Raw genomic sequence first — 13937 nt, 5'->3', positions numbered from 1 at the left:
GGAACCACGAAGTGGCCCTGACTTCGGGTCGCCTTTCTTTGCTTACTTTCTTTGGCGAAGCAAAGAAAGTGAGGCGGCCGCCGGGCCGCAATCCCAGCCTCCGCCCTTCAACAAAGCGCAGAACGATCAGAGCGAAGCGGCAGCACAGCCCCTTCGCAAGCCCGCCCGATCCCGTACCCGCTTGCCCCGTGGGGCAGGGCCGAGCAGCGGAGTGACAGGTGGATAAGGGCTCGCGTCTGTTTGAGCGCAGCGAGTTTAGCGAGACCCCACCTGGCGCGAGCAGCGCAGGGAACCACGAAGTGGCCCTGACTTCGGGTCGCCTTTTCTTTGGCTACTTTCTTTTGGCGAAGCAAAAGAAAGTGGCTCGGCCGCCGGGACGAACCCCCGGCCTCCGCCTTCAAACAAAGAGCAGAACCACCAGAGCGCAGCGGCAATCGCAAGCCCAAGCAAGCTCGCCCGCCCCCACTTGCCAGGGCCAAGCCCCCCCCTCACACCCCCCAAGTCACATCATGCCCCTCCCGCTCACTGCGCCGAAGCATGTCAATCAACGGCGCCACCCGCTGCCGCAATGACACGCCCTGAGGCCGGGCGGTGTCCTCGTCTTCCTCGGGGTTCTCAGACCGCGCCTGAGCCGCCAGCGCATCCTCGGCGGCCACGGCGGACTCGAGGGCCCCCACGGCAGCGGCGATCTGGGTCGACAGGATGATGCCCTGCGGGCCCGGCGTCTTGCCGATGATCTCCAGCACCCGGCGCCCATTGGGCTCCAGCATGATCAGGTCGGCGGTGGATTTGGACTTGAACTTGTAAAGCATGGTGGTGGCTCTTTCCTTGTGCCGCGCAGCAACGCGGCGGCATGTCAATGCGGTGATTGTCCCCCTGCAAGCACGATCGACGGGCGGGATCACAACGGCCGTGCAGGCCAGGTTGATTGTTGCATCCCTGCAACGCAGCAGTGCCGCTCAGGCTTGAAAAGCTTGCCGCAACGCAAGCGCACCCACCTTTTCACTTCGCATCAGGTTGAACGCTGATGTGCATTCCAAAAATTTTTGTAAACCTTGCTTGCCTCAAGTTAGCATCCCCAGGCTTTTTGTCGCCAGACAGAGGCACCTGGGAGCACCCGAACCATTCCAACACCTGCATGCCCGGCATGCGCATTCACAAGAGTTCATTCATGGCCTTCAAAACCTCCCATCAACTGACGCTGCTCGCCCTGGCCGGCTCACTGGCCGCCCTGTCCGGCTGCGCCACCATGGAAACCGGCTCGGCCGCCGCCAAGACAGAGGCCACCGGTTCGGCCGGCGGTGCCAACAGCCAGGGCGCCAACAGCAAGCTGCCGCGCTGCGAAGAAACCCTGGGCACGATCGCCATCGTCGAAGACACCAACGCCCCCTGGTATGTGATGCTGACCCAGCAGCGCCACCTGGGCCCGACCACCCCGGTGCTCAAGCTGCTGATCCAGCAATCGAACTGCTTCGTGGTGGTGGACCGCGGCCGCGCCATGAACAACATGATGCAAGAGCGCGCCCTGGCCCAATCGGGTGAGCTGCGCAACAACTCCAACTTCGGCAAGGGCCAGATGGTGTCGGCCGACTACTCGCTGACCCCCTCGATCACCTTCTCGAACAACAACGCCGGCGGCGCCGGCGCTGCGGTGGGCGGCCTGCTGGGCCCGGTGGGGGCCCTGGTGGGTGGCAGCATGAGCGCCAAGGAAGCCAGCACCCTGCTGACGCTGGACGACAACCGCTCCAGCGTGCAGATCGCAGCGGCCGAAGGCAGCGCCAAGAACTGGGACTTCGGTGCCTTTGGCGGCATGCTGGGTGCCGGCTTCGGCGGCCTGGGCGGTGGCTACACCAACACCGCAGAAGGCAAGGTGATCGTGGCTGCCTTCCTCGACTCGTACGCCAACATCGTCAAGGCCGTGCAGAACTACAAGGCCCAGACGGTCAAGGGCGGCCTGGGCACCGGCGGGCGCCTGAACGTGGACGGCGGCGTCAACCCCAATGCACCGGCCGCCAAGGCCGCACCGGCGGGTGGTGGCATGAGCGTGTTGGCCATGCAGCAAAAGCTCAATGACCTGGGCTTCAGCGTCGGCAAGCCCGATGGCTCGATGGGCCCCCGCACCAAGCGTGAGCTGGCCAAGTTCCAGAAATCGCGCCAGCTGCCGGCCACCGGCGAGCTGGACGCCGCCACCCAGGCCGAGCTGAGCAAGTAAACAAGCGCGGCCTGCGCACTGCGCCATCCCGGGCGCCTGGCCTGTTCTGATTTCGGAACGCCAGGCGCCTTTTTGATGGGGCTGCGGCATTCGCACGCATGCTGTAATCCGGCCATGCGTGCGCCCGATCCCCCCACCCCGCCCTCCTTGTCTGTGCGCGCGTTGCCGCGTGCGCTTTGGCGTGCCTTGCTGGCCACCCTGCTGCTGTGGGGCCTGACGGGCTGCAGCCACCTGGGCTATTACTGGCAGTCGGTGAGCGGCCATGTGCAGCTGATGCGGGCGGCACGCCCCATTCCTGACTGGCTGGCCGACCCGGCCACGCCGCCCCTGCTCAAGACCCGGCTGGCGTCGGCACAGGCCTTGCGCGACTATGCGGTGCGCCAGCTGGGCCTGCCCGACAACGCCAGCTACCACCGCTATGCCGACCTGCACCGCAGCGCGGTGATCTGGAACGTGACGGCCGCACCGCCCGATGCGCTGACGCTGCACACCTGGTGCTTTCCGGTCACGGGCTGCATCGGTTACCGCGGTTATTTCGATGTGCAGGCGGCCCGCACCGAGGCATCCGGGCTGCGCGAGCAGGGGCTGGAGACGCATGTCTACGGTGTGCCGGCCTACTCGACGCTGGGCTGGCTCAACTGGGTCGGCGGCGACCCGCTGCTCAACACCTTCATCCACTACCCCGAGGGCGAACTGGCGCGGCTGATCTTCCATGAACTGGCGCACCAGGTGGTCTACCTGAATGGTGACACCTCCTTCAACGAATCGTTTGCCACCGCGGTCGAGCTGATCGGCGTGCGCCAATGGCTGGCCCAGGCCGCCAGCCCGGCGGCGCGCCAGGCCTATGCCCAGAGCGAGGCCCTGCGCCTGGGCTTTCGCGACCTCACCCGCGCCACCCGGGCCCGGCTGGAGGCGGTGTATGCGCAGGCGCGCAAGCCAGACAGCGCCCCTGGCGACCTGGCGCAGCGCAAAGCCGAGGTCATGGCCGATTTCCGGCGCCAGTACGCCGCGCTGCGCAGCCAGTGGCAGATCGACCCGACGCGACAGGCCGGCTACGACCAGTGGGTGGCCAACGCCAACAACGCGGCCTTCGGCGCCCTGGCCGCCTACGACGCCCTGGTGCCGGGCTTCGAGGCCCTGTACGAACAGCAACGCGCGCGCCAGCCCGAGCAGGCCTGGCCGCTCTTCTACGAGGCGGTGCGGCAACTCGCCCGTTTGCCCGAAGCGGAGCGCCTGCGCCGCCTGCAGCCCCCGGCACCGGTATCATCGGCCGGCCCATCCACCCCCTCTGCCGGAGATTGAACTTGCCCGACATCCACATCCACCGCGAACATGAACTGGGCCTGAGCGGCGCCCGCGAGGTGGCCACAGGCTGGGCCGAAAAGGCCGAACGCAAACTGGACATGAGCTGCCGCTACGAAGAGGGCGACGCCGAAGACGTGCTGCATTTCAGCCGCGCCGGCGCGCAGGGCACGCTGCGCGTGAACGCCGAGCGCTTCGAGCTGCAGGCCACGCTGGGCTTTCTGCTGGGCTCGTTCAAGGACCAGATCGAACAGGAGATCGGGCGCCAGCTCGACGAGCTGATCGGGCAGCAGCGCGCGGCCTGAGCCCGGGGCGCCCCCGCGCCCCGTCACGGCAGGCACGCCCCATGCTTGCCTGGGTGGCATGCGTTGTCTCACCCCCACCCTGCTGCGGCCCCAGCCGCTGAGTGCCTTGGCGTTTGCCCCTTTTGGTGCCGTGCTGGAGGGCTTTGGCACCCCGCCTGCGCAGGCACGCCCCATCAATGACCACAGCTGCTGGCGCCTGGACCTGCCCCTGAACCTGCACTTCGAGCAAGCCGGGGGCCAGGCCGGCCTGGCCATCTACCGTGCCGATGCGCGGCACTTTCCCCTGCCCGTGGACGTGCTGGAGCGCCACACCCTGGCCAGCCAGAGCTTCATCCCGCTGGAGGGGTCGCGCTTTGTCGTGGTGGTGGCCCGGCCCAATGCCTTGCCGGGGCCCGACGACGTGCAGGCCTTCATCAGCAACGGCCGCCAGGGCGTGCTGCTGCACCCCGGCACCTGGCACCACGCCCTGCTGGCCGTGGACGCGGGCAGCTTCGTGGTGCTGGAGCGGCACACCCCAGCCGGCGCCCCCATCGACTGCGAGCTGAGCACGCTGGCCGAAACCCTGCTCCTGAGCCTGGATTGACCCGGGGCTGGACTGACGCTCAGGCTCGCAGGGGTTCACGCCCCGCGGCACGGGCCTGAGCCCATTCGCCCCGGTAACGGCGCAGCCAGTCGCGGCATTCGTCGGCCGGCATGGGGCGGGCAAACAGATAGCCCTGCAAGGTGTCGCAGCCCCGATCGGTCAGGAAACGTTGCTGGGCCTCGGTCTCCACACCTTCGGCCACGCAGCGCAGGCCCAGGTCTTTGGCCATGGACAAGGTGGCGCGGGTGATGGCTTCATCCTCCACATCACCAGGCAGGTCGGCCACAAAGGATTTGTCGAGCTTGATGCGCGAGATGGGCAGGCGCTTGAGGTAACCCAGGCTGGAGTAGCCGGTGCCGAAATCGTCGAGCGCAAAGGTCAGGCCCATGTCGGCCAGTTCGCGCAGGCGGTTGTCCAGGTCTTTCAAGGGCTGCATCAGCAGGGTCTCCGTGATCTCCAGCTCGACGCGCGCCGGGTTCACCCCGCTGGCGCTCAGCGCATGGCGCACCGTGTCGATGAAGCCCGTCTTGCGGAACTGCATGGGCGAGATGTTGATGGCCATCATCAGATCGGTCTCGCCCAGGTGCGTCCAGTCCTGCAACTGGCGGCAGGCCTGGTGCAGCACCCAGGCGCCCAGGGGCTCGATCAGGCCGCAGTCCTCGGCCACCGGGATGAAGCGGTCGGGCGGGATCAGGCCTTCATCGGGGTGGCGCCAGCGCACCAGGGCCTCGACCCCGGCCACGCGCCCGCTGGCGGCATCGATCTGCGGCTGGTAGACCAGGAACAGCTCGTCGCGCTCCAGCGCACGACGCAGGTTGTTCTCCAGGAACATGCGGCGCGACACGCGCGCGTTCATTTCCTTCATGAAGAACTGGTAGCCGTTGCGCCCGGCATCCTTGGCCACGTACATCGCCGTGTCGGCGTGCTTGAGCAGGTGGTCCAGGGTGTCGCCGTCCTGCGGGTAGCAGGCGATGCCGATGCTGGCCGACAGGTTGATCTCGTGCCCCTGGACGTACAGCGGCGCCTGCAGGGCGCGGCGCAGGCGCTCGGCCACCTGGGCGGCCTCGTCGGGGCCTTGCAGCTGGGGCAGCAGAGCCACGAACTCGTCGCCGCCGATGCGCGCCAGCATGTGGTGGCCTTCCAGGCAAGGCTGGAGTCGCTGCGACACGGCCTGCAGCAACTCGTCGCCCAGCGCATGGCCCAGGGTGTCGTTGATGTGCTTGAAGTGGTCCAGGTCCAGGAACAGCACGGCCAGCGCCTGCTGAGTGTGCTGGGCCTGCTGCAGCTCGGCCTGGCCGCGGCTGACCCACTGGCTGCGGTTGGGCAGGCCGGTGAGGCTGTCGTAATGCGCCAGCGCCGCCAGCTCCAGCGTGCGCTGCTCGACCAGGGCCTGGGTGCGCCGCGTCTGGCCCGTGATGACCAGCAAAAACGCCCCCAGCAGGCCCACGCACAGCAGGCTCAGGGCCACCATGGCCCAGGCGCTGAGGTCGCGCGCCTGGTTCAGAAAGCCCACATTGGCTCGCACCAGCAGCACCCATTCCCGGCCACCGAACTGCAATGGCAGTTGAACCGTCATCGGGGCGCGGGCCCATTCGGCCGCATCGCAGCCGCTCGGGCCGGCCAGGCGCCGGTTGCCCACGGCGGCCTGCGAGTCGATCAGGCAGCTCTCAGGCCGTGCGCCGGAGTCTGCCGTGCCCAGCGCCTGCAGCACGTCGTCCATGCGGAACACCGCCGACACCACGCCCTTGAGCACGGTGCTGTGGGGCTGGAACACGGCCTGGTACATCACCACGCCGCGCTGCTCGCCCACCTCCTGTACCAGCCGGATGCCCTCGCTCACGCGCGGCTGGCCTGTGGTTCGGGTGCCGGCCACCGAGTCGGCTGTGGCGGGCAGCACGGCCACATCCAGGCCCAGCGCCTGGGCATTGCTCGCCAGGGGCTCGATCAGGGTGATGGGCAGGTAGCTGTTGCGCAGGGCGGCCGTGAAGGTCTCACCCGTGGCCGAGCGGCCCTTGATGGGCCAGCGCCCGGCCTCATAGGCCGCCCGATCGGCCAGCTGCACCAGGGGGCTCCAGCCGAAGTTCTGTGTGCCGCCATAGCGGTCCAGCCAATGCCGCACGGTGATCGAGAAATCCGTCTGTGCCTCGGCCTGGGACACCTCGGGCGCGGTGCGGCTGATCTGCATCACCCGGGCAATGGCCTGCACGCTGTCGTTTTGCGCATCCAGGCGACGCTGCAAAAGCCCGCCCTGCTCCTGGGCGTACTGGTTGAGCTGACTGCGGATGCGCTGCTCCTCCCAGTTCTTGGTCTCGTACACCACCGCCCCGACCACCAACAGGGCCAACAGCAAGGGCATGGCCACACTGAGGCGACGCGAGCGCCAGGCCGCCTTGGGCTGCCCCAGGAACACCAGCAGCAGCGGCAAGCCCAGCACGGCGCCCACGGCATCGCCCAGCCACCAGGTCCACCAACTGAAAAGGGCTTCGCTGGCAGGAATCAGGTCCGACAACACCAGCATCGGCACCGACAGGCTGGCATTGACCAGCGTGCTCAAGGGCCCCACGACCAACAACAGAAGGGTGACGCGCTGCGGCGTCTCGACCGGATCGGGGTAGCCCACCCAGCGCCGCGCCAGCCAGGCGCCCAGATACGCCTGCAACGCAGCCCCCAGGGGGGACATCAGCATGGTCCAGGACACCCCACCTTCGAGCCCCGCCTGCTGCCCCGCCATCCACTGCACCGCCAGCGAGCCCAGCGCCACGCCCGGCAGGGCCCAGGCCCCCTGGGTCAGGGCCATGCCCAAGGCCACGCCGGCCGGCAGGAACATCAGCGACACATAGTCGGGCGGGATGCAGATCTGCAGGGAAAGCCAGCCCGTGGCGGCGTAAAGCACTGCGGTCCATAGCGCCGGCAGCAGCTTGGATTTCTGATCAACGGGCACTTGTTATGGGCTTGCGGTGGGTATGGGCCTGCATCCTAACGGGTTGCGGCGGGCAAATTGGTGATGTTGGTCAATTCCGAGGTCCAGAGACGCGCCGGCAGAAGGGACCTGCTCACCGCCGCAACACGCTCTAAGATGCGCGCATGATCCTTCCATCGCGCTTCTGGGCCGACCTGAGTGCCCGTGATTTTGCCCATCTGCAGGCCAGCGGCGAGGCGGCCGAGGTGGTGGCCGTGCTGCCGGTGGCGGCCATCGAGCAGCATGGCCCGCACCTGCCGCTGAGCGTGGACACGGCCCTGGTCGAGGGCATTGTGGCGGCCTGCCTGCCCCACCTGAATGCCACCCTGCCGGCCCTGTTCCTGCCCACCCAGGCGGTGGGCCTGAGCCCTGAGCACCAGCGCTTTGCCGGCACGCTGACGCTGTCGCCCGAGACGGTGATCCGGCTGTGGGTGGAGCTGGGCGAGTGCGTGGCCCGCGCCGGGGTGCGCAAGCTGCTGCTGTTCAACAGCCACGGGGGGCAGGTGAGCGTGCTCGACATCGTGGCGCGCGAGCTGCGCAGCCGCTGCAACCTGATCGTCTACAGCAGCAGCTGGTTCAACCTGCCGCTGCCGCCCGAGCTGGAGGCCCGTTTCGGGCCTGACGAGCACCGCTTCGGCATCCACGCCGGCGACATCGAGACCTCGATGATGCTGGCGCTGCAGCCAGACCGGGTGGACATGGCCCAGGCGCGCCAGTTTCACAGCAGCTCCCAGGACCGGGCCGCGCGCTACACCTTGCTGGGCAACGGGCGCAGCGCCAAGCTGGGCTGGCAGATGCAGGACTACAACCCCGCCGGCGCCGCCGGCAACGCCGCCGCCGCCACGGCCGAAAAAGGGCACGCCCTGATCGACGCCGCCGCCCGCCAACTGGCCCTGCTGCTGCAAGAAATCGCCGCGCTGCCCCTGAGCACCCTGGTGGACAAACCCCAGTTTTAAGTGAGGCGGCCACCAGGCCCTCTTTGAGCTCCAGCAGGCTTACAACGAAGGAGTCAGCCCGGCGCCGGGCCTGCCTGCGCCGGGCTGAACAGGGCGTAGAGCGTCCGCGTCTCGCGGCCGCACCTGGGAGTGACACGAACTGAGCGGGCCGTCAGGCCCCCTTCTGAATTCAGCCGGCTTCAAACGAAGAGGTCAGGCCGGCGCCGGGCCGCCCCAAGGCGGCCTGCGGCCCCCCTGGGGGGCTGAGCCCTGCGGCTCCAGGCCTGCCTGCGCAGGGCTGGACAGGGCGAAGAGCGTTCGCGTCTCGCGGCCGCACGTGGGAGTGACACGAACTCAACGAGCCGTAGGGCCCCCTTCTGAATTCAGCCGGCTCGAAACGAAGAGGTCAGCCCGCCGCCCGGCCGCCCGAAGGCGGGCTGCGGCCCCCTTGGGGGGCAGGGAGTGACACGAAGTGCACGACCGTGGGGGCCTCAGTCCTGCATCCCCACCGGGTGGCGCGCCAGCCACTCGCACAGCACATCAAATGGCATGGGCCGGGCGTACAGATAGCCCTGCGCTTCATCACAACCCAGGTCGCGCAGGATGGCCACCTGGCGCTCGGTCTCCACGCCCTCGGCCAGCACCTTCATGCCCAGCTGATGGCCCAGCGGCACGATCATGCGCGCAATGCGGGCACCGGGGCGTTCGGTCTCGAGCAGTTCCACGAAGGCGCGGTCGATCTTGAGCCGGTCGGCCGGCAGCTGGTCCAGGTAGGACAGCGAAGAGAAGCCGGTGCCGAAATCATCGATGGCCACGGCCACCTGCCGGCTGCGGATCTCGCGCATCACGGCGGCCACCCGCTCCATGCCCACCATCGAAACCGACTCGGTGATCTCGAGCTCCAGGCAGTCCGGGGCGATCTGCTTGTCCTGCAGGGCCTCGTCCAGGGTCTGCAGGAAGTCGGGCTGGCCGAACTGCACCGCCGACACGTTGACCGCCATGCGCAGCGGGCGCCAGCCCAACTGGTGCAGCCGCCCCAGATCGCTCAGGGCGGTGCGCAGCACCCAGGTGCCCAGGCCCACGATCAGGCCCGAGCGCTCGGCCACCGGGATGAAGCGGTCGGGGGGCACCAGCGAGCCGTCTTCGGCGCGCCAGCGCATCAGCGCCTCCACCCCGAGCACGGCGCCCGTGACCAGCGAGACCTGAGGTTGATACACCACGAACAGTCGGTCATGGTCAAAGGCCCGGTGCAGGCCATGCAGCAAACGGGTGCGCTCTTTCGAATCCGCCCCCAGCGCGGCCGAGTAGTACTCGATGCGGCCCTGGCCTGCGGCCTTGGCCCGCTTCATGGCGATCGAGGCGTCCTTGAGCAGCTCGCTGCCGTTGAGGGCCGGTACCTCGGCACAGCGCACCAGGCTCATCGACACCGACAGGCGCCGGTTGATCTCCTCGACCTGGAAGGGCTGGTCGAACAAGGTGCGCAACTCGTCCGGGTTGACCACGCCTTCATGGCCCACCACCGCAAAGGTGTTGCCGGCCACCCGGGCGATGTAACAGCGGCTGACCAGGGCCTGCGTCAGCCGCTGGGCAATGGCACCCAGCAGCAGGTCGCCGTAGCGGTGGCCGAACATGTCGTTGGTCTCGGCAAACTGGTCCACATCGATCAGGGCCAGCACCAGGTCTTGCAGCTCGCCGGCCGCCACCTGCTCGTCCAGGTGCTGGACCAGGGCCGTGCGGTTGGGAACGCCCAGCATGCGATCGACAAAGGCCACATTGCGCAGCCGCATGAACAGCGACACGTTGGACGCGCACAGGGCGATGTTGGTGCAGAACACCTCCAGCAGGTGTGCATCGACCTCGCGCAGCGGCTCGGACGCCGCCACAAAGGCGGCAAAGTCCTGCCCGTCGCGGCCCGAGAAGAACAGGGTCAGGCTGCGCTGCGCCACCAGGCTGCGGCGCTCGGCCAGGCCCTGGCTGAGCTGCTGCACGATCTCGGGGTCGGTGATCTCGCCCAGGCGCTTCTGGATCAGGTGGCGGTAAGGGCCGGCCGCCGCGATCACCACGTAGTCTGCGGCCTGGCCGGCGCCCGGGGCCGGGTCGGTGCTGGCGCACACCAGGCCTTCGGGCTGAACCCCGATCAGGCTGGCGATCTGGGTGATCACCCCTTCAGCAAAGGTCTGCAGGCCCTGCTCGGCCATGAACTGGTTGCTGGCGGCGACGATCTTCTCGAGCCCGCGGCGGCTGGCGTCGAGGCGGCACAGCTGGTCGTAGCAACGCACGGCGGCCGTCAGGGTAGCGTACAGCTTGGCCCGCGTGAGTTCGCTCTTGGTCTTGTAGTCGTTGATGTCGTAGCGCCGGATGGTCTCGATCTCGGGCGCCTGCCCGGGTTGGCCGGTGCGCAGGATGATGCGGGTGTTGTGCAGGCCCAGGCCGTTGCGGATGTTGTCCACCATCGCCAGGCCGGCGTGCTCGGTCTCCATCACCACATCGAGCAGGATCACCGCCACATCGTGCTCGTGGCGCAACAGCATCAGGCCCTCGGCACTGGAGTAGGCATGCAGCAGTTCCACCGGCCGGCCCACCAGCTCCAGGCCGCGCAAGGCGTAGCCGGTGCTGTCGTGCACATCGCGGTCATCGTCCACCACCAGCACCCGCCACGGCGGCAGCGCAGGCGAACCAGGCTGGGGCGGCGGCGCCTCGGGCGAGTCGGGCTCCTGAAGGAAGGGAATCAGTGCATCTGATGACATGGGCTACCTGTTGAAGGGCCAAGGCCGCGCGAGCAGTCCCTGAACCTTGCAGTTCAACAACTAACCGCCTTGTATCGATGACTATAAAGTAACTATTGTGAAATCTTGTCGCGGGGTTTTCCGGGGGCGGCCACCAGAAAGTCGGCCAGCAACTGCACCCCCTCATCCACCGCGCCCTCGGGCGTGGCCACCAGCAGGCGGCGCCGCGACCAGGGGTCGGCCAGGGGGCGCCAGGCCAGCTTCATGGCCCGCACGATGGGCAGCGAGGCAGCCTTGGGCAGCACCGCCAGCCCCAGGCCCGAGGCCACCATGTGGCACACCGCATCAAAGCTGCGCACCTGCATGCGCAGGCGCAGGGGCTTGTTCACGGCCAACGCCGCCTGCTGCTGCTGTTGCAGCATGGCGGCACCCGCCGCCAGGCTGATCCATGGCTCATCCAGCAGGCTGGTGAAAGCCACGGGCTGGCGCGCCGGTGTGCCGGTGGCCACGGCATGGCGCGCCGGCAGCACCAGGATCAGTTCGTCGTCGCGGAAATGCCGGGTGCTCAGGCCACTGGTGTCGGGCCCCTCGACGAACACCGCCAGGTCGGCCCGCCCCTCGCGCAGGGTGCGGACCACGGTGTCAGACACCTGCTCTTCCAGATCCACCCGCACCTGGGGGTGCAGCTCGCCAAAACGCGCCAGCAGCGCCGGCAGAAACTGGTTGATGGCGGCGGTGCTGGCGCACAGCCGGATGTGGCGCGCAATGCCCTGACGCAGATCGCCCAGTTCGCGGGTGAGCTGATCCAGGGTCTGCAGCAGGCTCAGGCCATGCTTCACGAACAGGCGCCCGGCGGGGGTGGGGGTGAGGCCCTTGGCATGGCGCTCGAACAAGGGCCCGCCGGTGGCGTCTTCCAGCTCGCGCAGGCGGCGGCTGGCCGCGGCCAGCGCCAGATGGCCCTCGCGCGCCGCCGCGGTCAGGCTGCCGCTGTGCGCGCAGGCCACGGCCAGGCGGATCGAGATCAGGTCAAAGCGGGCCAGGTTGTAGGCCAGGGACATGGTGGGCTCCGGGCAGGCGGCAGGTGCATCCAAACCGGCTCGGCACGGCCGGCACCACGACAGGGCTGCATGCACTGTTGCGGACCAGGCGGCCCTCGGAATGGCATCAAAACGTTGGCATGTTACTTGCGTTTTGCTGCATTCAATCTTGACTGGTTAGCAGGAGCACTCCATGAATCGCTTGGTAAACCGTTTCCCCATGTCCTGGCTGCGCGCGCCCGCCGTGCTGACGCTGCTGGCCGCCTCGCTGGCCGCCACCGGCAGCCAGGCCCAAGAGAAGGTGTTGCGCATCGCCATGACGGCCGGCGACATCCCGCGCACGCTGGGCCAGCCCGACCAGGGCTTTGAAGGCAACCGCTTCACCGGCATCCCCATGTACGACTCGCTCACGCAGTGGGACCTGTCCAAGGCCGATGCACCCAGCGTGCTGATCCCGGCCCTGGCACTGAGCTGGGCGGTGGACGCCAAGGACAAGACCAAATGGGTGTTCAAGCTGCGCAGCGGCGTGAAGTTCCATGACGGCAGCCCCTTCAACGCCGACGCCGTGGTGTGGAACGTACGCAAGGTGCTCGACAAGGAGGCGCCGCAGTTCGACGCCAGCCAGGTCGGCGTGACGGCCTCGCGCATGCCCACACTGAAATCGGCGCGCAAGATCGACGAGCACACGGTGGAGCTGATCACCAGCGAGCCCGACTCGTTTCTGCCGATCAACCTGAGCAACCTGTTCATGGCCTCGCCCAGCCACTGGGAGGCCAAGCTCAAGGCCGTGCCCGCCGGCGTGAGCGAGCCGGCCGAGCGCAGCAAGCAGGCCTGGGCCGCGTTTGCCGCCGACGCCTCGGGCACCGGCCCCTTCCACATGACCCGCTTCGTGCCGCGCGAGCGCCTGGAGCTGGCCGCCAACAAGGGCTACTGGGACCCCAAGCGCACGCCCAAGATCGACAAGGTGGTGATGCTGCCCATGCCCGAGGCCAATGCCCGCACCGCGGCCCTGCTGTCGGGCCAGGTGGACTGGATCGAGGCCCCGGCCCCCGACGCCATGGACCAGATCAAGCAGCGCGGCTTCAAGCTCTACAGCAATGCCCAGCCCCATGTGTGGCCCTGGCAGCTGTCGTTTGCCGAGGGCTCGCCCTGGCTGGACAAGCGTGTGCGCCAGGCTGCCAACCTGTGCGTGGACCGTGAAGGCCTGAAACAGATGCTCAACGGCATGATGGCCATCCCGAAAGGCACGGTTCCCCCGGGCCACCCCTGGTGGGGCAACCCGGCGTTCGACATCAAGTACGACGTCAAGGCCGCCCAGGCGCTGATGAGCCAGGCCGGCTTCTCGGCCGCCAAGCCGGTGAAGGTGAAGGTGCAGATCTCGGCCTCGGGCTCGGGCCAGATGCAGCCGCTGCCCATGAACGAGTTCGTGCAGCAGTCGCTCAAGCAGTGCTTCTTCGACGTGCAGTTCGACGTGATCGAGTGGAACACCTTGTTCACCAACTGGCGCAAGGGCAGCAAGGACCCCTCGGCCAACGGCAGCAACGCGATCAACGTGAGCTTTGCCGCCATGGACCCCTTCTTTGCCATGGTGCGCTTCGTCAGCACCAAGACCTTCCCGCCGGTGTCCAACAACTGGGGCTATTTCGGCAATGCCGAGATCGACAAGCTGGTGGCCGATGCCCGCACCAGCTTTGACGACAAGGCCCGCGACGCCGCCCTGGCCAAGCTGCATGCCCGCATCGTCGACGAAGCCCCGTTCGTGTGGATCGCCCATGACGTGGGCCCGCGCGCCCTGTCGGCCAAGGTGAAGAACGTGGTGCAGCCGCGCAGCTGGTTCATCGACATCGCCACCATGACGATGGACTGAGCCCCACCCAC

10 protein-coding genes are annotated in these 13937 nt (G+C 68.0%); 6 read left to right on the top strand and 4 right to left on the bottom strand.

Translation table 11 applies throughout. The features are described 5' to 3' along the window. Nucleotides 1–488: 488 nt before the first annotated feature. Entirely contained in the window at nt 489–812 is a 324-nt protein-coding gene (locus F624_RS0118620) for a DUF1840 domain-containing protein (protein WP_019575853.1), read from the bottom strand. Nucleotides 813–1171: 359 nt separating this feature from the next. On the opposite strand from F624_RS0118620, the gene F624_RS0118615 reads away from it, so the two are divergent. The 4 genes from F624_RS0118615 (at nt 1172) to F624_RS0118600 (ending at nt 4402) form a co-directional block, all read left to right on the top strand. Further along, nucleotides 1172–2212 carry a peptidoglycan-binding protein gene (locus tag F624_RS0118615; protein ID WP_031255487.1) on the top strand — a complete coding sequence of 347 codons (1041 nt, stop codon included), beginning with the start codon at nt 1172–1174 and terminating at the stop codon, nt 2210–2212. A gap of 114 nt (nt 2213–2326) precedes the next feature. Continuing rightward, entirely contained in the window at nt 2327–3514 is a 1188-nt protein-coding gene (locus F624_RS0118610; protein ID WP_031255486.1) for an aminopeptidase, read from the top strand. 2 nt (nt 3515–3516) lie between these two features. Further along, a complete protein-coding gene (locus tag F624_RS0118605; protein WP_031255485.1) occupies nt 3517–3819 on the top strand; it encodes a polyhydroxyalkanoic acid system family protein in 303 nt (100 codons plus the stop codon). A gap of 58 nt (nt 3820–3877) precedes the next feature. Beyond that, the gene (locus tag F624_RS0118600) at nt 3878–4402 is read left to right on the top strand and encodes an ureidoglycolate lyase (RefSeq protein ID WP_019575849.1); all 525 of its coding nucleotides are present in this window, start codon (nt 3878–3880) and stop codon (nt 4400–4402) included. 19 nt (nt 4403–4421) lie between these two features. Here the strand turns inward: F624_RS0118600 and F624_RS0118595 are convergent, their stop codons facing one another. Next, nucleotides 4422–7343 (bottom strand): bifunctional diguanylate cyclase/phosphodiesterase, encoded by a 2922-nt coding sequence (locus tag F624_RS0118595; protein WP_211224165.1) that lies wholly within the window; start codon nt 7341–7343, stop codon nt 4422–4424. A gap of 143 nt (nt 7344–7486) precedes the next feature. Between F624_RS0118595 and F624_RS0118590 the strand changes: the two genes are divergently transcribed. Then, nucleotides 7487–8317 (top strand): creatininase family protein, encoded by an 831-nt coding sequence (locus tag F624_RS0118590; RefSeq protein WP_019575847.1) that lies wholly within the window; start codon nt 7487–7489, stop codon nt 8315–8317. Nucleotides 8318–8787: 470 nt separating this feature from the next. Here the strand turns inward: F624_RS0118590 and F624_RS0118585 are convergent, their stop codons facing one another. Further along, nucleotides 8788–11043 (bottom strand): putative bifunctional diguanylate cyclase/phosphodiesterase, encoded by a 2256-nt coding sequence (locus F624_RS0118585; RefSeq protein ID WP_019575846.1) that lies wholly within the window; start codon nt 11041–11043, stop codon nt 8788–8790. A 92-nt stretch (nt 11044–11135) separates the two neighbouring features. Further along, nucleotides 11136–12080, bottom strand: coding sequence for a LysR family transcriptional regulator (locus F624_RS0118580; RefSeq protein ID WP_019575845.1), 945 nt, complete (start codon nt 12078–12080; stop codon nt 11136–11138). A 199-nt stretch (nt 12081–12279) separates the two neighbouring features. On the opposite strand from F624_RS0118580, the gene F624_RS0118575 reads away from it, so the two are divergent. After that, the gene (locus tag F624_RS0118575; RefSeq protein ID WP_019575844.1) at nt 12280–13926 is read left to right on the top strand and encodes an ABC transporter substrate-binding protein; all 1647 of its coding nucleotides are present in this window, start codon (nt 12280–12282) and stop codon (nt 13924–13926) included. Nucleotides 13927–13937 lie beyond the last annotated feature (11 nt).

This window comes from Curvibacter lanceolatus ATCC 14669, from assembly GCF_000381265.1.
Lineage (GTDB): Bacteria > Pseudomonadota > Gammaproteobacteria > Burkholderiales > Burkholderiaceae_C > Curvibacter > Curvibacter lanceolatus.
The sequence above is the reverse complement of the archived record's forward strand: the minus strand, read 5'-3'. Positions and strand labels throughout refer to the sequence as shown.